The following is a 19,037-nucleotide window of genomic DNA, read 5'->3' as shown; positions in this document are numbered from 1 at the left end:
CGACGCATGACCTTGACCACTGATCCAGACGTGCAGAGTTGGCTGGCCAAAGAACCGACTAGGCTCGGCCCTTGCGTAGCTCGATTGAACGGCGAGCGTTCGACCTTTTCGGCGGTCGATGAAGGGCACTGGATCGTCGCTGCCGAAGCCGATGGCACGCTGACATGGGCCGGACGGATTTTACGTATCCGCGGTGATCTCGACACCACGACGATCTATTTCGATCATGTGCATACGTTCCGCACGTCGGGCACTGTGTCCGGCCTCGGCTTGACGCTGCCGACCGGCCCGATCGCGCGGCTGCGGCCGGAAGATCTGACGGGCATTTTTTCACTGGACGGCATTTCGATCGCCGATGTTCCGCTCGTCCAGGACGTCGCATATGTGCGCGATCTGCTCGAAATAGCCGTCCGCGACGATCTTCTCGGCCCGGCCGGCGGGCCGCACGAGCTTATCAAGGACATGAGCGTCCGTGACCGCTACCTTGTCGGCAAGCTCGCGCCTCGACGGCCGGGCGACACGGATACCGTCGCCATCGAGCCTGCGGCCGGCGCGGATGAAATTCGCGACATCGAGGATGAGCGGGCGGCGCCCGTCCACGAACCCGGCGCCGAGTTCGCCAGCGTCTCCGGTCGGGTGGAGCCGGAAGACGACGCCCTCGACGAAATCGACACCACGAACAATCAGTCGCTCGTGCCGTCGAGCATGGGGCTCACCTTCTGCGTCGCGCCGGGCATGGAGTCGCTGGCCGCTGATGTCCGTTGGGGACGCTACGAGCGCGTCCCGAGCGATGAGCACGATGTCATCAAGACCCGCAAGAACCGGGCAACCGGCCGGGAGGAGGAAACCAAGGTCAGGGTGTGGCGGCGCATCCCGTGCGGTGGGGTGGTTTCCCTGCCGCTGAAGGACGGGCCGATACGCCCCGCGACGCCGGATCGGGACCAGCCCGAAGTCCGGCTTCAAGGGACGATCCGAACGAACGCCCAAGGGGAGCGCCTCGTCACCGTGTTCCTCGTGAACGGCCAACTGGAGCCCGACGACAACAAGGATCGCGCTTGGCTATTTCAGCCGGAAATCTCTGTGGCCGCGCCGGAAAGCGCGGCAGATCCGTCGATCTTCAGACGGCGCCCTTCCAACGAAATCGTCGTCGATGACCCGGAGCGCGATCGCCTAGCCCTGATCTATCGTAACCGGCTGGAGTTCGCCGTGGGCCACGGCGTCTCCGTCCATGCCGACGCGACGCCGGGTGATTCCGCGAAGGCTTCACACCTCCGCACGGAAATCATCCCGCGCTATGAGGTCGCCGTCACCGAAACGCCGGGCCTCGACCCGGACGACCGCCCGGCCATGCGCCGGATGGTCAATGAGGGGTGGCTCGACATGGGCCGCCTCGCGGAGATGGAGCCTCAGAAATTGCGCGATGCCCTGTCGTGCCTGGTCAACGACTATGCCGTCTGGATCGGTGAACAGAGGACGCGGCTGAAAGCCGAGATCACGGGTTTCGATGATCCTGGGCAGGACGTGATCGCCCGCTGCGAAGAGACCTTGCGCCGCCTGCGCGAGGGAATGGACACGCTCTTTTCCGACGGTGCGGCGCTATCGGCGTTCCGCTTCGCCAACAGGTCGATGGCGCTCCAGCGTGTGCGGAGCCTCTATGCGCTCAAACGCAGGCGCGGCGAGACGGCCGACGTCGCGCAGGTCGACATCCCGAGGAATCGGTCCTGGCGCCCGTTCCAGTTAGCCTTCCTCCTGTTGTCGGTGCCGTCCCTCGCCGATCCGGCGCATCCCGATCGGACGAAGCCTGCGGAAGCCTTCGCCGATCTCCTCTGGTTCCCGACGGGCGGCGGCAAGACCGAAGCCTATTTGGGCGTGGCGGCCTTCGCCATGGCGATGCGCCGATTGAAGGACGACCTCGGCGGCCTTGATGCCTCCCGTGGTCTGGCCGTCATCATGCGGTACACGCTGCGCCTGCTGACCCTGCAACAGTTTCAGCGCGCTGCGGCCCTCTTATGCGCAATGGAAGTGATCCGTCGCGCCGACGAGAAGCTCTGGGGCAAGGAGCCCTTCTCGCTGGGGCTGTGGGTTGGCAATCGGGTGACGCCGGGCCGAACCGATGATGCCCACCAAGCGATCGAGGCGCTACGGAACGGCGATCGGAACAGATCCGGTATCGCTTCGCCGGCGCAATTGACGAGCTGCCCCTGGTGCGGTTCCGAAATCTCGGCGGGCCGCGACATCGAGGTAGACCGGATAGTCGGCCGAACCCTCATCCATTGCGGCGACAAACTCGGCGCCTGCGAATTTTCGCGGGCCGGCTCCAGCGGCCGCCCGCATCCCGGCTTGCCCGTAAAGGTGGTCGACGAGGAAATCTATCATCGCCCGCCGACCATGATGATCGCCACCGTCGACAAGTTCGCCATGATGGCCTGGCGGCCGGAGGTACGAACTCTTTTCGGCCGGGTCGATGAAGAATGCGAGCGTCACGGCTTACTCTGGCCGGGACACGATTGCGGCACCGGGCATCGCGCGCGTGGCGCTCATTCCGCCGCGAGGGTGAAGCCGGTGCGCGCCGCCGTCCGGCCTCCCGATCTCATCATCCAGGACGAGTTTCACCTCATCAGCGGGCCGCTCGGCACCATGGTCGGCCTCTACGAGAGCGCCGTCGACGAGCTGAGTTCCTGGCTTCTCGGCGACACGAAAGTTCGGCCGAAGGTCGTTGCATCGACCGCGACCGTTCGACGTGCCGAAGATCAGGTGCGCAATGTATTCATGCGGCGCATATCGGTCTTTCCGCCCACCGGCCTCGACGTCGAGGATAATTTCTTTTCGGTTCAGCGCGCCATCGATGAGAAGCCTGGCCGCCGCTACATGGGTATCTGCGCGCCCGGCAGTTCCCGGCCCGCCGTTTTGATCCGAACCTACACGGCCTTCCTCACCGCCGCACAAGCCCTCTTCGATCGCTTCGGTCCGGTCGCCGACCCCTACCTGACGCTCGTCGGTTACTTCAATTCACTACGCGAGTTGGGCGGAATGAAACGCCTCGCCGAGGACGACGTGCAAACCCGCTCTTTCCGCGTGAACATGAGCTTGGTCGATCGCCCGGGGCTGTCGCAACGTCGCGTCGATGACGTCCGGGAACTCACCTCTCGCGTCTCCAGCCACGACATCCCGCGCTACCTCGATCAGCTCGAAATACCGTTCAATGGGTCGCTCGACCCCAAAACGGGCGTATGGGTCGAGAACCGGGCTCCCGGCGATCCGCGCCCGATCGACGTCGTCTTGGCCACCAACATGCTGTCGGTCGGGGTGGACGTGAACCGTCTCGGCGTGATGGTCGTCAATGGCCAGCCGAAAGGAACGGCGGAGTATATCCAGGCGACCAGCCGCGTCGGGCGCTCGCCGCCGGGCTTGGTCGCCACTGTGCTCACCTGGGCACGCCCGCGCGACCTCTCCCACTACGAGACGTTCGAGCACTACCACGCGACCTTCTATCAACACGTCGAAGCTCAATCCGTGACGCCATTCTCTCCGCGAGCGCTGGATCGCGGCCTCACGGGGGCGATGCTGTCGATCATGCGGAATACCTACGATCCCTTCGCGCCGAATACGGGCGCGGGCGCGATGAACAGCCCGAGTCGGCCGGAGATGACGACGACGATCGGCCTCGTGTCCGAACGAACCTGGGAGGTCACGGAGGACTCGGCGAAGAAGGCGCTCACCGAACAAGAGCTGAAGCATCGCGCCGACGATTGGGCCAAAGAGGCCGGCGTCGGAGGTCGCACGCTCGTCTATCAGAAATACGGGGCTGGCCCGACGGCCTATCCCCTGCTGGAAACGCCGGGCGTGAAGCCTTGGACGGATTGGACCGTTCCGATGTCGATGCGGGAGGTCGAGCCCGGCGTGAGGTTGGTGATGGAAGACTCGCGCTCGACGAATGATCCTGCATGGCGAGCCCGCGTCGCTCCGGCCGATGGGGGTGAAGCATGAGCAAAACGCCCGTAGGCGAAATCCGTCCGAGCCAGCTTTTGTGGACTTACGGCCCCGGCGCTTTGATCGATCTACCCAACCTCTCGGTCGTCACCATGGGTATCGATCGCTGGGAAAAGGATCGATGCCAGCCCATCCAAGAGGCGCGGCTGCTGGCGAACGTCCGAAGCGTTCTTGGCCCCCAAGTGGAATCTCTGCGTATGCCGCCGCTCGGCGACCGGGATGTCGTCGATCCGTTCTCGCCCGCAGCGCTGGTCGGTGTTCCGGTGAAGCCGTTTCCCCGATGGCTGCGTTGCGTGAAATGCGGTTTGCTGTCGCCGTTCGACGCCGGCTTGTTCAAGCTGAAAGAAAACCGCTACCGGCCGGAATTGACGCGCTTTGTCCATGAGGGATGTCGCGGATCGAACAACGATCAAAAAGCCCGAGACGCCGATGCCGTGCCGGCTCGTTTCCTGATGGCCTGCCGCGCAGGACACTTGGACGATTTCTCGTGGCATTGGTTCGTTCACGGTGGCCCATCCGATTGCCGTGGGACGCTGCGGTTCTTCGAGAGCGGCGCATCGCTGCAAACCGAGAATCTCTGGGTCAAATGCGATGCTTGTGGCGCATCGAAGAACATGGCCCAAGCCTTCGGTCAGGCCGGTAGAGACAACCTGCCAGCATGTCGCGGGCGGCATCCCCACATCGATCGTTTCGACGATGACTGCCCTGAAGATCCGCGGGCGATCCTGCTCGGCGCGACCAATGGCTGGTTCCCAGTCACGTTGTCGGTCCTCGCCATTCCTCAAACGGGCAGCCCCTTGGCGCAGCTCGTCGGCGACGGCTGGACCTTCTTCGAGGACGTTTCCTCGGCCGATGAGGTCGGTTTCGTGGTCAAGACGCTGAAGAAAACGGCTCAGCTCCCCGGCATCGAGCAGTTCACCAGCGAGCAGATCTGGGCCGCCATCGAAGCCCACCGGAACGGAGGCGCGGACATCGGCCCGAGCGACCTCAAGGAGCCGGAGTGGCAAGTTCTTACTGCCGACGATCCGCCGACCGACTACCCGCATTTCATGAGCAAAAAGGTCGGGGTTCCGAAAGGCTTCGAGGCCGCGATCACGCGCGTCCTGCTTCTGGAGCGGCTGCGCGAGGTGAATGCCTTGCTCGGTTTCACCCGCGTCGAGTCCCCGGACGAAGGATCGGGTGACGATGCGGCGCCTCGCGCTCCGCTGGGGCGTTCGGCTCCCGATTGGGCGCCTGCGACGCAGGTTCACGGCGAAGGCATTTTCATCCGCTTCGATGCCAATGCTCTGAAAGCCTGGGCCGATGAGGATGCGGTCAAAGAGGTCGATGCGCGCTTGCGCGTTGGTCATCGTGGATGGCGTCAAAAGCGGAATCTCGATCCGCGAGAGGGCTATCCCGGAGCGCGATACGTCATGCTCCATACCCTGGCGCATATGCTGGTCAGGGAGTTGGCCCTCGAATGTGGGTACAATGCCGCCAGCATCCGCGAACGGATATACGCGGAGGTGGAAGGAGCGAAGGACCAGGCCGGCTTCCTGATCTACACGGCGGCGGCCGATTCCGATGGAACGCTCGGTGGTCTCGTTGAATTGGGCAAGCCCGAGAATCTCGGAAGGCTGCTTCGCCAGGCACTGGATCGAGCGCATGTCTGCGCCTCCGATCCCCTGTGCTCCGAACACGATCCCAGTAAAGATCAATCGCTGCATGGAGCCGCTTGCCACGCCTGCTCCTTCGTGTCGGAAACGTCTTGCGAACGGGGAAATCGGCATTTGGACCGTGCGTTGGTGGTTCCGACGCTCGAAAATCCAAACGCCGCGTTCTTCCGGGGGAGCTGATGGAACCGCTCCTGGATGCAGTCACCGAACTCGTGGCCTTGCTGCCGCCCTCGAAAATCGACGCGATAGCGTCACGGCTACGAGACGGTCTGCCGCCGGGGCGAGAACAAGACCTCCAAAAAGTCGTCGGTACGCCGGCAGCCCGGGCGGCATTGGCGTCGCTCATCGGGACGTGGCAGGCCGCGAAGTTATCAGGAGAGCTCGTCGCTGGGATGCTGATGGGCGCCGCCCATGCTCGAGAGCGCACGCAACGAGACTGCGCCGTCGAATTGGTCTGGACCGGGCCAATGACGCCATTCGTCGCGCCGCGCCGTACCGAACAGGTGCTTCTGGATGTCATCCAGCAGGCTACCAAAGAGCTCTTCATCGTGAGCTTCGTTGCCTATGACGTTGCCTCGATCATAGCGGCGATCAACGCAGCGGCCCTTCGAGGAGTCGAGGTGAGGATTCTCGTCGAGGCTTCCCTGACCCAGGGCGGTAGCCTGCTCGTCGATCCAGTAGCGACGATGAGAGGCGCGGTTCCATCAGCCAAATTGTATGCTTGGACGGATCGCCCACACCCTTTCACCAACGGCCGGGTTCACGCGAAGGTCGCCGTCGCCGACGATGCCATGGCTTTCCTGACGAGCGCTAATCTCACCGGTCATGCGCTGGAAAAGAACATGGAGGCAGGTATCCTCGTGACCGGCGGTCATGTCCCCTCTCGGTTACGGGAGCACCTGCACGCGTTGATAAAGACCAATATCATCCACCCCGCGTAAAAGCATGGTACGAGATGGGATTTGAAACATCAGCAGAGTTGTGACTATGCTTGGGCTTCGGTCCGCACAGATATTTTGCGGCTTATCGCCCCGCGGTTAGCAGGTCTCCACGGTTTCAAGCTCATACAAACTACCTCGGGTTTGAGCACCATTCGTTTATTTCTTCCTCTCGCCATCCAGCGCAGTTTGATGAAATATGAATTTGTGCCGGAAAGGAGCCTGCGCTAATTTTGTTGTATAACGTGGACCTTTTTAGTCCTGTCCGGCGCATAACTTCCGGAAGCCGCAGGAAAGCCGAAGTAGATCTGCTCGTCGGGACGTCCGGCCCCGACGGAGTCCGGTATGACAGGCATATAGGAAGAACCGTGGAAATAAGGCTTTGCCGCTCTTTGGCGGGAAGTTGGCCAAGAGCTTGCGCCAAGCGCGACACCAATCCCACCAATTCGTCAGAATCGGCTCGGGGCTTTTGGGTTGCTTCGCGAGCGGCGGACGATTGTATATCTATTGCGCGGACGTTGGTCATGCCCAACCTTACGCTCGGTATTGGCGCGCTTCGCGGTAGATGATAGCAGATTTAATCCCAGGCGGTAGTCAGGCAGCAAGTCCAGCTCTTGTACCCCCACTAAACCTAGCGCATCTTCGAGCGGTGCAGGGTCTCGATTAACAGCGCTTTTCATGAGGTAACTTTCTTTAGCATCCTTAAGAAGGGATATACCGGCCACGTTGCCGTCACGATCGTGGGATTTCATTTGGGGCAGCAGATCAAGCGCGTCGCCATTGGAGGCAAAACCGGTGCCGGCTTGATCGTCACTAAGGATAAGCGTCCTTACAACAAAAAGAATTGACTTGGCATCATCCTGCCTCTTGGCCGGAAGATCCGCTGCAAGCCATGCGCCAAAGGCGATTTTGCGTTGTTTTCTATCCGGTGATATCAGATCTTTTTTTCTCCTAGATAAGTTAACCAGCCGGTGGGCAGCAAAGGCGAGCTGAATTCCTATGCTTACTCCAAAGAAGTAGGTAGATGCGGCTGTGCTTTTGAAACGATCGATACCGATTTTGGGCGAACTCTTAAACGACGGATCGGATTCAGCGCCAACGAGGTATTTTTTCAATTCCACGAAAAATTCATAGATTTCTTTGCTGATTTGACCAAAGCTGTCGTCGTGATCAGTCTCAGAAAGGCCTAAACAGCTCGCGGTTTGCTTCGCAAATTCCTCATTAAATCTTTGAGCGAGCACGGGCGGTTGTCCCCGAATCAATGTAAGCTTATTGATCTTTCGCGTATTCTGCTCATATCGGTAAATATACGCGTTGATAATGTCAGACACGAGTTTAAACGAAGCACGTTCTGCCATGTCAGTGTAGCCGAAGGGTAAAAATTTGCCCGCATCCAAAGCCACGGCTCGTGCTGCAATGACTTGCATTTCGAACATCGAATAAAGTACCAGGAGGTCTGCAGTGCATGATTTTGCTACAGCTAGATCTTTCCTTGATAACGTTGAACTTGCGATCAATGTTAGGGCGTCGTCTAAATTTCCGCTGATTATGTCGACAAAAAGTGACAGAGATTGTTCACGGATCTTAATAAGATTCGATGCCAAATCCCGTGGTTCAATCTTTAGAGCTTTAGCAACAAGGGCTCGGCCTTCAATATGAGGGCGGACACATAGCATGTGATCTAAAATTTCAGTAATGTAGTCTTCATCTTTGTCCTGAAGGCTAAGAGCGAGATCGCGTGGCATTCGGATGCGATGGTCCATCAGGTGTCCGATGGGCAAACTAGCGAGATCGGTTTCTCTGAATAGACGATTTAGAAACGCTTTTCGGTCCATCCCATGCGTCTGGACGCGCAGAACGACGTCTCGAACAATCGCAAGGATCATCCCCATGTCCACCGGATCGGCTCCAAAGCCGCGTGGAAAAAACTTTGAGGGATCTTCGAACATTCAATTTTGCTCCGGTGGATTGGCCCCAGCCTCGTGGCGGAAGAGCCTAAAGGTCTGATTAAAATCGGAATCGTATACCGCGAAGCGTCCCTCCATCTCTGTCTAAGGTCGTTCTCATCGAGCCGCAGTGGTTCGGTTTAGATGAGGACGTAAAGATGACTAACGATGAAGCGGAACTTGGTACGGAAGTTGCGCGTGAACTGCTCGCAGATCGCGAGCTGCTTGCCGCGCCGCAGGTAGCGGCCGCCCGGTTCGTGAAGGCTCTACTGGCGGCGAACCCTCGGGTGAAACTGCCGTCGATCGTCGCCAACCAGAAGGCCAGAGATTGGATGGAGGCTGCCCGCGTCACGCCGTCGATCCTCCGTGAGGCGCTGGCCGCTGGTCGCAAGGAGTTGAAAGCGGTTAGCGCTGAAACCGCGCTGAAGCGGCCGAGGAAGCGCCAGCGGTATGTGCCCGTCGATGCCGAGCCGGTCTCGACGCGGAATCCACGGCAGCAAACCGCTTCGAGGACTTCAGTCTCCGCGGATGTGAGCAGCGCTCACAGCGTTATTGCTCCCAAGCGCGCAACTCACGCTGATCTCTACAGTGATGTGATGGTGCCGAACTAATTCTCGTTTCTAAATCCTCCATCAAAATGGCGGGCGGCTTGATCGTGTCATCTGCCCGCATTCTTTCAAAATGACGCCCAACAGGACTCAAAATCATGGCCATGATTATCGATCAAAATGCTGCCAGTTGCCGTGAGCCTCATGCTGTTGAAGGGCCCTCTGTGATCTTCGTCACCGGTGACAAAGGAGGCGTAGGTAAGTCATTCAAGGCCTTAAATTTTATCCGTTTGTCTCGCACTAGCCTGCCACAAGCTCCTTCGCCGAAATGGCGTTGAAAGCTCAGGCAAGCGCAGACTAGCTGGCAGATAACCCGCGCCGGCATGGATTGAACAACTCCGGCCAGGCGCTCTGCGCTTCCGGCACGGACGCTCATCAACTCGATCAGCGACCACATTGATCAAATTTTTTCGAGGAGTGCACGTTATGTCTGCAAAGACAGGATCGATTTGCCCTGAATTTCCCCCACTCACTACTTCAACACGTCTGCCAATCATTGTCGTAAATGGTGACAAGGGTGGAATCGGCAAGTCTCTCATCGCGCGTATTTTGGCCGCATTTCTCCGGTCAGCCGGCTACCTCGTCATCGGTTTCGATTGCGATGCGCGCAACGCGCATTTGGATCGCTACTATCGTAGCGTCATGCCGGTGACGCGGGCCTATCTTCGCCATACGGATGGTTGGGGATTGCTTCTTGATGGGTGGGAGAAAGCCCCTCCGAATGCCGTCCTCCTGGTCGATATGCCCGGAAATGTCGGCGACGCGATGGAGCGCGAGATGCACCGGGTGCATCGGGCCGTAGCAAAGCTCAATCGCGACATTTTGCATGTTTGGGTGATTGATGAGGAGGAAGACGGCATCACCCTGTTGAACCGCGTCAAAGGTTTCGCGCCTCCAGAGCAAACTCTAATAGTGATGAATGGTCGGTTCGGCGACAGTCCCCGCTCATTCGTGCTGTGGCACGAGTCTGAGCTTCGTGACGAATTGCTCGCGGCCGGCGCGTCGGAGACCTTCGTTCCGGCGCTGCAAATTCGGCCTCGTACGAAGATCGCGCGTGCACGTTGCCCGTTCGATGATCTGTCGATGTTGACCCTGAGCGTATCCGAACAGGTCGATTTTGAGCTGTGGTGGGACGACGTCATTCGAGCCTTTCGTCCGTTTTGCATTCAGTCGGGGTTGATCCTATGAGGCAACTTGTCGAACAGATGTATCGTGATCTGTTGGAGCGCGAAGCAAGTTCCGACGATTACGTCAAAATGGAAAAATTTCTCCGACGCCTTCCTGTGGGAATGCGGGATTCGCCGGGGGTTCTTGCTGAGATAATTTTCCGGTTAGAACATATCCGCCAAATTGATGAAGTCGTACAGAAGGCCTCATTTGTGGCGCAACAGACCGTTCATCGAGATCTTCCAAAACGAGTTGAGAAGGCAGCAGAAACTGCCTTTTATGCCTTTCGCGATCTGATGCCAGTCGATAGTCAGGATGCGATGGCGCGCCTTTATCGCTGGGGCGCGTTTTGGATGCTGTTTGTTTTGATCTTCGGCCTCGTCACTGGTGGGGCCAGCACCAAATGGTGGCTCTCGCGTCCTGAAGTACGCCACCACGCAATCTCGGAAATCAACTTCAATCACTGCATTGATGCCGTCTTCGGAGCAGCAGCGATCAAACAGCGGAATGCCGCCGAAGCTGCAGATTACGGCGTGGAACAGTTCCGCAGCGACTCCCGCATTTGTGCAGCGGAATACGCCGACCGCCTCGCAAATCAGTAATTGAAGGCCCGTCAGTTCAACGATGTTGTGCTGACAGGCTCTCCCCTCCGCCTTCGGCTCCGTCCGCAGATAGCTGCGGGTTTAAGTTGAGTGTGCTTTCAAATTAACCTGGGAGGAAATTAGCCAGGGCTGGCCAACGTATACCGCGCATCGCCGCGGAGACGTCAGCTTTGTCGCGTGGTCGCTCTGGCGCTGCCGTTGACGTGGCCGGACCTGGCCGGGGAGGAGCGTTGCCCTCCCCTGGACCCCTCCCTCCAAGACTTTTCGAAACCCTTGTTTCTGGAGAAAATGAAATGACTCGTCGCTCAGGCAGCGAGGTTCGTGTGCGCACCGTCGTGCTTCCGACCCGCTGGTCACCTGCCGAATATGATCTCCTCCAGGAGATTGCAAAACATTCGAACATCTCAACCGCTGAAGTGCTCCGCCGTTTGGTGCGGCAATCGCACCCCCAGCTCATTCCTTCGCGTCAGCTGGTCAATGATGTTCGGCGAATCGGCCAGAACATCAATCAAATTGCTCGTCACGCGAATACCGCACGCTCCGTCGAACTCCTCAACGAACTGCAATCCGCATATGCGGATTTGCTCGAAGCCGCCCGCAGGATGCTTGCGTCGTGATCCCCTCAATCAGCTGGGGGCGAAACTTCGCCGGCCTGGAGATATACCTTACCCACAATCGCGATCACGAGATCCTCGATATGCGCGAGGTTTCGTCAATCCATAATGCATCGGCGGAGATGGCTCTGGTCGCTGAGCAGGCGCCTCGCGCCAAGGCGGTCGTGATGCACATTTCGCTTTCCGCGGCCGTCGAAGACGGGGAGTTGTCTGACGAGACATGGAAGCACATCATTGATGATCTGCTCGACGAATTCGGCCTTCACGGCCACCAGCTAGTCGCCGTCCGCCACCGCGATAAGCAGTATGACCACATTCACCTCATGATCTGCACCGTGTCGCCTTTAACTCTCAAGACACCTTCGAAGCAGGCTTTCCTCGCGCCACATGCGCGTCAGAAAGGAGTTGCTTCGTTCGCGCTGAAAAAGACGGAGATTGAGCGGTTGCCCGTGGCTGATGTCGTGTGGCGTTCGTTCAATCAGTTTGCACTTTTTCGGCTTCAAGACCTGTGCAGGGCGATCGAGAAGCGGCTCGAACTGCGCCAATTGCGTACCCACCTCGAGATGGAAGGCGTACGAGAAGTCGGGCCGTCGCGTCGGACGAAAGCCGCCCATGAACATCGACAGGCCCGAACTGGTGAGCGGTCTTTGCTTGAAAGGGCTGATGATATCCGTGCCGCATTGGACCTTCCGAGTTGGCACCAAGCTGGACGGGCTCTCGCCGCCATCGGTGTGGGCTTCGAGGCTGCTTTGCGCAAAAGCAAAAAGACAGGGGCGAGGATCGTGGGGCTGACGCTATTCGATCTGCGGAGCGTCAATAACCGGATTAAGGCCTCCGATCTGGATACCGCGCAGCGCAGATATGGCCTACTTCAAATTGAAAAGCGTCGTCCGGCGGACGCGATTTCCTTTGAGCGGTGGTGGCCGGAAAATACCGACTATCTGCGCGCCTGCCCGGAGATGAAGGCCGATGAAGTCCGACCAAATCGGACGGAGTTTGAGCTATACCGGACGCAGCATTTCGAGGCGCGTCGACTGGCGCGTCTCGAGCGGGACAGGCTGAAACGCGCGCACCGGGCTAAGCGGAAGGCTCTGTCCGAGCGAATGACCAAGCAGCGCAAGGAGGAAACTGCACGTCTCCCTTCATCGCAAAGGCGATCGTTCAGCGTCGCGTTCACGAAGAACGTGCGATTGCCTCAGCTCCAAGCGGTGGATGATGAACATCGCGCGCAAATGGGAAAGCACCGACTACCGCGCTTGTTGAGCTACGCGCTTTTCATGGCGCAAAATGTGCCCGAGAAATCTGTCGTCAAGCATAGTGATCCGGTGTTCTACGAAATGCCCGCTCACAAACCGATCACGCAGGAAGCTGCTGCGGAGCGTTCAGCGAGTGCCCCTCGGCGCGTCCAATCGAAGGCAGAGCCTGAGATCGAGACCGACGCTGACATTGAGCTTCAACTAGCACGGATGGCGCAACAATCAGGCCGTTCGCGTTGAAATTGTGAGAGAGCCATGGCGCGCCGTCTTGATCATCGGATTTGCGAACCCGTTCACAGACATACGACCGTTACTGTCGCGGGATGTTGTACAGCTTGGCTCGTCTAAAAAGCGTGGAAAGTTAACAAGAAAATCGTAGCTCGAATGAGCCGATGGCGTTAGCTGGACGCGGAAAATGGGGGCTGATTTGCAAGAAACGGAGTTTAAGGCTTGGCTTGCCGAGCGGGGAGCAAATACAGAAAGCGGTCGAAACACTCGTGCGCACGCGGTGCGAACGATCGAGAATAACCTAGCTGCGCTGGACTCTCCTCATTCGGATCTCGCCGAAGCCTGGCAAGCGGACAAATTCCTACATTTGCGTCAGCGTCTGAAGGCAATGCAGGCCGACTTTCGGGAGGGCGGCAGTGATTTCAAGACACTCATGCCGCAGTCTGAGAGGCCGCTAAATCGATTGGCTAGCTGGCGCTCCTGGTTGGGCCAGTACGGGCAGTTTTTGGAAGGTGCGGGACTGGGTGATCGGTACGCCGACGCCATCCGACTGCATGTCCTTGAAAACTACATTGAGCCGGCACGTGAGCGCGAAGAGGATAGCGTTGAGGTCCTGGTACGCGACGTCAATGCGGCTCTCGGGCTGAAGGAGGCTTGGCCGAACATCTGCCAGGCTCTTGCCGGCCGCAAGTTTCGCGAAATGGCTGATGTGAGACTGGCTGAGCGTGTCGGAGCGAATATCAGCCCGGCAACGGTCTTGCGTTTTGATCTCGCGGCAAATGACGGTGACATCGAAGGGGAACTGCGTCAGCGATACGGCGTCCCGATTGTGGATACCGCTAAGATGCTGGCATTTGGCCTGCCAGATGGGCGTCAGCTTGCCTGGGAGCGCACGGTCTCGGTAGCCCAGATTTGGATTGAAGACAGTGTCGATCGAGAGTCTTGCCCGCTTCCTATTCACCGCACATACCTTCCCAAACAGGCGCGGCATTCTAATCTACCGCCTCGGCTGAAACATAGGGCGGCAAATGGACATAGGCCGCGACCCGTCTTGATCGTTCGCCCAGCGGATGCAGTGCAGCTTGTTGAATTGCTCGATTGGTATGACGATGCCGGCCCTTATGTCGATCGGGACTGGCTCGATCGGTTGCGTTCTGAATTTCTTGAGCGCCACCCGGGGTTCGTAAGCTTCGAGGACGGCGCCAGCTATGCGTCCAATGAGGGCAGCAAAAGACGCAATCTGGTAGAACATGCGCAAGCTTTGGTAGGCCAATTCGCGGGCGAAACGAAGAATGAGCCGTCCTTAGGCGCATCGTTGCTCGACCTGCTCGTCGGCAAAGCCGGGGTGCCATGCGAGCTTCTTGATTGGCGGGTGATCAATATTGTCCAAGCACTTCGGACTGACAATCCAGGAGTGGTGGAGCAAGCAGCTGAGGATCTAGCTCAAGCCGGGGACGACGTTGCCGGAGTCATGGCTTTCGTCGGCGCTACGTGGTCGCTGATGCTGCCTCATGCGCAAGCAAATCCTTATGCCGAAAGCCGGACGATATCGACCATGCTTCGGGCGTTGATCGCTCCCGAACGAATGTTTGGCATCCGATCCACCCCCACTGACAATGCATGTTGGATGTTAACCGGGAGTCCCGCTTTCGGACCAAACCCATTGAGCGAAGGTGAGTTGGCCGGCGTGATGCGCCTTGTCCGCACGGTGGAACGTATCATGCACGACGAGTGGCAATGGGCGCCTCGCGACCTCTGGGATGTTCAGGGATTTGTTTGGGAAACCTGTCAGAAGCGACTACCAGAACCGGCAGCGGAGGTCAGCGTGATGACCGATGAAATGCCAATCTGGCTCGTAACATCTCGCGATGGCGAGGCTGACGGGTTCGCCAGCTTCGTGGAGCGTGGGACATGGCATCTGCTCTACGATAGCGACAGCAAGTATAATCATATGGTTCGCGAGATGCAGCCGGGCGATAGGATCGTCTTGCGAGATTATCTGCCAAACCAGCGAAATGCGCCATTCGAGACGAACGGTAAACCGGTCAGCGCCATGCGGATAAGGGCTACCGGTATCGTGAGGGGTAATGGCGAAGACGGTCGTCAGGTTCAGGTGGATTGGACCCCGTTGCCCGAACCTCTGCTGTGGTGGCTTTACACCAACAATGACACGATTTGGCGGCTCCCACTTGAGCGTGAGGCGGCGCGCAAGCTCGCGGCGTTCATTTTTGAAGGCGAAGTACAAGATATCGCCTGGTTTCTGAATCTACCTTTCTGGCGTGACCGCCTCAACGCATCCCAGGATGACAATATCATGCTCAATCCGACCAATCTCATACTGTTTGGACCTCCCGGCACGGGTAAGACCTATTCTACGGCCCGCGAAGCCGTGCGCTTGTGCGATGGTTTGGCCGACTTTGCGGAAACGGCTGAAGGGCGGGCTTCTCTCATGGCTCGGTATCGCCAGCTCGAAGCTGAGAAGCGCATTGCGTTCGTTACCTTCCATCAGGCCTACGATTATGAAAATTTCGTGGAAGGTTTGCGGCCTGACGAGGATGCTGAAGAACAGGGGGCTGGTTTCCGGCTAAAGCCGTATCCCGGCATTCTTCGAGAAATTTGTGCGCTCGCTGAACATGCTCGAAAAAAGGCAGAAGCAGGCGAATCGGGTCAAGCTATCGATCTCTCCACCCACCGCTTCTGGAAAATGGGCTTGGGCGCTATTCGCCAGGAGGAGGAAGTTTACGAGGCGGCGCTGAAGGACGAATACATCGCGTTGGGTTGGGGGAGAGCTGAAGATTGGAGCGATGAGCGCTTCTCGACCGTAGACGCGATCAAGTCCCATTGGTTATCGCTTTTTCCCGAAAGCCAAGAGCCTAGCAATTGGACCCAGACGCACCGATTCCGCAACGACATGGCAATCGGGGACATCGTCATCATTCCCTACGGTAATAGCGCGTTTCGAGCTGTGGGGCAGATCGTTGGTGACTACGAGTTCGTTGCAGAAGCTGAAGGCTATTTTGCCCACCGTCGTAAGGTGAAATGGCTGCTGACAGCAGATGATCCGCTCCCGCTCGACGCGATCATAGACGGCAATTTCACTATGCGAACCGTGTACGAGATACCTCGCAAGCGGATCAACATTCCAGCATTGAGTCGGTTGCTTACGACTGACGGTGAATTGAATGACGGTCCTGCTAAGCCAACGAAACCTGACGAATTCGTCTTGGTGATCGATGAGATTAATCGGGCTAACATCTCCAAGGTTTTTGGAGAACTGATCACTCTCTTGGAACCGGATAAGCGGTTGGGCATGGACAACGCTTTGACGGTTCGACTGCCCTATTCAAAGGTAGAGTTTGGTGTTCCTGCAAACCTTCATGTCATTGGCACGATGAACACCGCTGACCGGTCTATTGCATTGCTCGATACTGCGCTCCGTCGCCGCTTTAAATTTCGCGAGATTGCCCCTGACCCCCAGCAGCTCAAGAATGCTGCAGCAGCAACGAACATGCCTCTCGTCGAGATATTGGGGACAATAAACGATCGCATTGAATATCTGGTCGATCGTGAGCACCGTATCGGACATGCCTTCTTCATGGGCTGCAAAACGTCCGACGATGTTATCGACGTGATGCGCGATAAAATCATCCCGCTGCTCCAGGAATATTTCTTCGAAGACTGGAGCCGTGTTCGGATGGTGCTCGGGGATGGGTTTGTTGGCCAGGAAGTGATCAAGGCTCCTCCGGGTATGGACGGTATGGATCGCGAGCGCTGGTTTGTTCGGGATTTCTACAGTGCTGAGCCGAAAATTTCGCTCTCGGATGCGTTTGCTCGTCTCCTGGGCAAAGGGGCTGTTTTGTCGGCGGTCAACGAGGATGATGAGCCAGACGCGGAGAACGACGTCGCATGACGCATCTCCACGTGCCTGAGTGGGGACGAATAGCGGTCGGTCCAGATGGCTTTTCCTTGACGCAAGCTGAGGCGCTGCTTGCTGCTGCTCGGGCACATCCGATGGGTGGAGAGGATGGGAGCGCCATCCTGACCGATCATCGTCACTACCTGCGGGCCAAACAGATGGTGGGCGTCATCGCCGCGCCAGGTTGCAGCTTAGAAATCTTGCCCAAGGTCGATCCTGAGGCCGAACTGGGCGATCTCCCGACGGTTCGGTCTCGCTTGATTTCCTTGCTGGACTTGGCGCTGGGGCTGAACTTGGCGGACGGCGCTCAGGCCGCCATGGCTCACGGTGCGGAAAACCTGCTGGACATCTTGATCCGGCTCTTCGCGCAGCGGCTCTTAGGCTTAGCTCGCCGAGGCTTGCCCCGGGCTTACCAAGCCCGGGCTGAAGATTTGCCGACACTGCGGGGGAAGCTCGATATCGTCCGCCAGCTGACAGTTCATGTAGGGCGTCCGGATCGACTCGCCTGTCGCTTTGATGTGCTGTCCAGCGACATACCGCTGATGCAGGTGATGAAAGCAGCCGTGATCTTCTTGTCTAAGCTGGCCCGCGCGCACGACACCCGTCGGCTGCTAGAAGAACTGCGCTTCGTTCTAGCAGATGTCGCAGATGTGCCTATTTCCGCACTCCCGTGGGAGAAAGTCAGGATCGATCGCACCAGCCAGCGGTGGGAAACTGTCTTCGCTTTGGCGAAATTGCTGCTCAGGCGTGATTGGCAGGGAACGACTTTCGATCATCGATCACACAACGGCATAACGCTGCTCTTCCCAATGAATGACCTATTCGAAGCAGCGGTCGCTGCGCTGCTACGGCGGGCTTTGTCAGGAAGCGGCATCAGCGTCGTGGAGCAGGGAGGCCTTCGTCATTGCTTGGGTGAATGGACAAAAGATGAGGAGTGTGAGGGCCATGTGTTCCAAACACGACCTGATATCCTTCTTCGCCGTGGAGGGAAGGATCTCGCCATCATCGACACCAAATGGAAATGCCTCGCCCTGGATGCTTCGGTCGCGAAGAGGGGGGTGGCCCAGGGCGATGTGTATCAGATGATGGCTTATTCGCGGCTCTATCGGTGCGATCGCCTGATGCTGCTCTATCCCGCAGTCGCGGGGAGCGGAACGGCTCTCAGCCACCGCTTCGGCATAGCCGGAGGGCGAGAAATGCTCGCTTTGGGGCTAGTTGATTTGACGACCCAGCTAAATCATGTCCAAGGCGAATTAGGAAAGCTGATTTCCGACTTCCTGCCTGGTGACACCTCGTACGCCGCTGTGAGCAGGTTCACGACACGCAACTCAAAATTTTGAGCAAGGGATCAAGGTATGTCTCGATCTGGCCACGATCGGTCATACGTTTGAGTTCGACCGGGATGAGCTCGTCATAATCAGCCTTAGACGCCACACCGGAGTCGAGCAGAGCTTGGAGCATCGATCGCCTTAGGATGCCAAATTCTGGTCGGACATCGGGAAAAGTCCGCTTGATCTCTTTGTCCCTAAGTTGGACTAGCAGCCGATAGGCTTCGTCGGTGTCGATCATTCCCGCAGGCACAAACGCAAGCGCCCGGTCGCGTGCCCCCTCCAACGTATATGTCCGTTGATCCGTTGTGGCGATACTAGCGAGCAGTGAGACGTTCTTGTCGCGATTGGCGCTCATCTCCTCAGTTTTGTTAGCAGGGTAGTCCCCATCTTGACCGGCGATTGCATCGTCGGCAGCTTGATGAACACGGGCATCAGCGGGCCATCCGCTGGCGTCGACGAATGTTTCCAGGGTGCCGCCGGCGGAACTGGCTATTTCGGCCGGCAAGTATCGGGCGTGTTGAGCGGCTGGCTCGCTGAGCGGCTCCTTAAAAATCTTGCCCTTCAGCATGTCTCTTTCCATCGACTTCAGCCGCCGCCACAAAGGGCCATCGCCGGCTGGGAGGTTGACGGGGGACGGCAGAAGCTCAAGGTCGCGCACCACCCAGTCACTCGAATGTCGGCCATCATCGATATGGGCAACAGGATAGGATTCTGTTAGTTGCCCCGTCGCAAACAGCACACCGTCCGTTCGCAAAAGCGCGACACGCATCCGAAGTTCAGTGGATC

The 19,037-nt window shown here is 58.2% G+C and carries 14 protein-coding genes; 11 read left to right on the top strand and 3 right to left on the bottom strand.

The genetic code is table 11. The features are described from left to right. The first annotated feature begins 6 nt into the window (after window positions 1-6). Genes drmA through drmC form a run of 3 tightly spaced genes read left to right on the top strand, consistent with a single transcriptional unit; the run spans window position 7 to window position 6,586 of the window. Window positions 7-3,987: a DISARM system helicase DrmA gene (drmA, locus tag A8G00_RS16460; protein ID WP_103001189.1), complete on the top strand. Its 3,981-nt coding sequence runs from the start codon at window positions 7-9 to the stop codon at window positions 3,985-3,987. After that, entirely contained in the window at window positions 3,984-5,825 is a 1,842-nt protein-coding gene (gene drmB / locus A8G00_RS16455; RefSeq protein WP_103001188.1) for a DUF1998 domain-containing protein, read from the top strand. Before drmA ends, drmB begins: the two co-directional genes overlap by 4 nt. Further along, window positions 5,825-6,586, top strand: a complete 762-nt coding sequence (drmC, locus tag A8G00_RS16450) for a DISARM system phospholipase D-like protein DrmC (protein ID WP_103001187.1) — start codon at window positions 5,825-5,827, stop codon at window positions 6,584-6,586. Before drmB ends, drmC begins: the two co-directional genes overlap by 1 nt. 130 nt (window positions 6,587-6,716) lie before the next feature. Here drmC and A8G00_RS25920 read toward each other — a convergent pair whose 3' ends face one another. Next, entirely contained in the window at window positions 6,717-7,109 is a 393-nt protein-coding gene (locus tag A8G00_RS25920; protein WP_103001186.1) for an AlpA family phage regulatory protein, read from the bottom strand. Next, window positions 7,033-8,532, bottom strand: coding sequence for a hypothetical protein (locus tag A8G00_RS24855; RefSeq protein WP_146032611.1), 1,500 nt, complete (start codon window positions 8,530-8,532; stop codon window positions 7,033-7,035). The genes A8G00_RS25920 and A8G00_RS24855 overlap by 77 nt, the downstream gene beginning before the upstream one ends. Before the next feature lie 155 nt (window positions 8,533-8,687). Here A8G00_RS24855 and A8G00_RS16440 point away from each other — a divergent pair, with 155 nt between their 5' ends. The 8 genes from A8G00_RS16440 (at window position 8,688) to A8G00_RS16400 (ending at window position 18,260) form a co-directional block, all read left to right on the top strand. Then, complete coding sequence (locus A8G00_RS16440) at window positions 8,688-9,140, top strand: hypothetical protein (protein ID WP_103001185.1); 453 nt, start codon at window positions 8,688-8,690, stop codon at window positions 9,138-9,140. Between the two features lie 95 nt (window positions 9,141-9,235). Then, the gene (locus A8G00_RS24850; protein ID WP_146032610.1) at window positions 9,236-9,415 is read left to right on the top strand and encodes a MinD/ParA family protein; all 180 of its coding nucleotides are present in this window, start codon (window positions 9,236-9,238) and stop codon (window positions 9,413-9,415) included. 148 nt (window positions 9,416-9,563) lie between these two features. Next, window positions 9,564-10,325, top strand: a complete 762-nt coding sequence (locus A8G00_RS16435; RefSeq protein ID WP_146032609.1) for a division plane positioning ATPase MipZ — start codon at window positions 9,564-9,566, stop codon at window positions 10,323-10,325. After that, the gene (locus A8G00_RS16430; protein ID WP_103001183.1) at window positions 10,322-10,906 is read left to right on the top strand and encodes a hypothetical protein; all 585 of its coding nucleotides are present in this window, start codon (window positions 10,322-10,324) and stop codon (window positions 10,904-10,906) included. Before A8G00_RS16435 ends, A8G00_RS16430 begins: the two co-directional genes overlap by 4 nt. 293 nt (window positions 10,907-11,199) lie before the next feature. Beyond that, on the top strand, window positions 11,200-11,523 hold the full coding sequence (gene mobC / locus A8G00_RS16425) for a plasmid mobilization relaxosome protein MobC (RefSeq protein ID WP_103001182.1): 324 nt from the start codon (window positions 11,200-11,202) through the stop codon (window positions 11,521-11,523). Continuing rightward, entirely contained in the window at window positions 11,520-13,016 is a 1,497-nt protein-coding gene (locus A8G00_RS16420) for a relaxase/mobilization nuclease domain-containing protein (RefSeq protein WP_103001181.1), read from the top strand. The genes mobC and A8G00_RS16420 overlap by 4 nt, the downstream gene beginning before the upstream one ends. 175 nt (window positions 13,017-13,191) lie before the next feature. Beyond that, the gene (locus A8G00_RS25500) at window positions 13,192-16,914 is read left to right on the top strand and encodes an AAA family ATPase (RefSeq protein ID WP_216365628.1); all 3,723 of its coding nucleotides are present in this window, start codon (window positions 13,192-13,194) and stop codon (window positions 16,912-16,914) included. After that, complete coding sequence (locus tag A8G00_RS16400) at window positions 16,911-18,260, top strand: McrC family protein (protein WP_103001178.1); 1,350 nt, start codon at window positions 16,911-16,913, stop codon at window positions 18,258-18,260. The genes A8G00_RS25500 and A8G00_RS16400 overlap by 4 nt, the downstream gene beginning before the upstream one ends. On the opposite strand, the gene A8G00_RS16395 is transcribed toward A8G00_RS16400, so the two are convergent. Beyond that, window positions 18,235-19,020 (bottom strand): hypothetical protein, encoded by a 786-nt coding sequence (locus A8G00_RS16395; RefSeq protein ID WP_146032608.1) that lies wholly within the window; start codon window positions 19,018-19,020, stop codon window positions 18,235-18,237. The two genes, A8G00_RS16400 and A8G00_RS16395, sit on opposite strands and share 26 nt — an antisense overlap. Window positions 19,021-19,037: the final 17 nt, after the last annotated feature.

The sequence above is a fragment of the Sphingobium sp. SA916 genome (genome assembly GCF_002894065.1).
Lineage (GTDB): Bacteria > Pseudomonadota > Alphaproteobacteria > Sphingomonadales > Sphingomonadaceae > Sphingobium > Sphingobium fuliginis.
Note: the sequence above shows the minus strand (reverse complement) of the source record. Positions and strands in the feature narration are given on the sequence as shown.

Coding starts and splice junctions, on each gene's coding strand:
- drmA (WP_103001189.1), top strand. CDS start 7: ATGACCTTGACCACTGATCCAGACGTGCAGAGTTGGCTGGCCAAAGAA.
- A8G00_RS24850 (WP_146032610.1), top strand. CDS start 9,236: ATGGCCATGATTATCGATCAAAATGCTGCCAGTTGCCGTGAGCCTCAT.
- drmB (WP_103001188.1), top strand. CDS start 3,984: ATGAGCAAAACGCCCGTAGGCGAAATCCGTCCGAGCCAGCTTTTGTGG.
- A8G00_RS24855 (WP_146032611.1), bottom strand. CDS start 8,532: ATGTTCGAAGATCCCTCAAAGTTTTTTCCACGCGGCTTTGGAGCCGAT.
- A8G00_RS16395 (WP_146032608.1), bottom strand. CDS start 19,020: ATGCGTGTCGCGCTTTTGCGAACGGACGGTGTGCTGTTTGCGACGGGG.
- A8G00_RS16430 (WP_103001183.1), top strand. CDS start 10,322: ATGAGGCAACTTGTCGAACAGATGTATCGTGATCTGTTGGAGCGCGAA.
- A8G00_RS16440 (WP_103001185.1), top strand. CDS start 8,688: ATGACTAACGATGAAGCGGAACTTGGTACGGAAGTTGCGCGTGAACTG.
- A8G00_RS16400 (WP_103001178.1), top strand. CDS start 16,911: ATGACGCATCTCCACGTGCCTGAGTGGGGACGAATAGCGGTCGGTCCA.
- A8G00_RS25920 (WP_103001186.1), bottom strand. CDS start 7,109: ATGACCAACGTCCGCGCAATAGATATACAATCGTCCGCCGCTCGCGAA.
- drmC (WP_103001187.1), top strand. CDS start 5,825: ATGGAACCGCTCCTGGATGCAGTCACCGAACTCGTGGCCTTGCTGCCG.
- mobC (WP_103001182.1), top strand. CDS start 11,200: ATGACTCGTCGCTCAGGCAGCGAGGTTCGTGTGCGCACCGTCGTGCTT.
- A8G00_RS16435 (WP_146032609.1), top strand. CDS start 9,564: ATGTCTGCAAAGACAGGATCGATTTGCCCTGAATTTCCCCCACTCACT.
- A8G00_RS25500 (WP_216365628.1), top strand. CDS start 13,192: ATGGGGGCTGATTTGCAAGAAACGGAGTTTAAGGCTTGGCTTGCCGAG.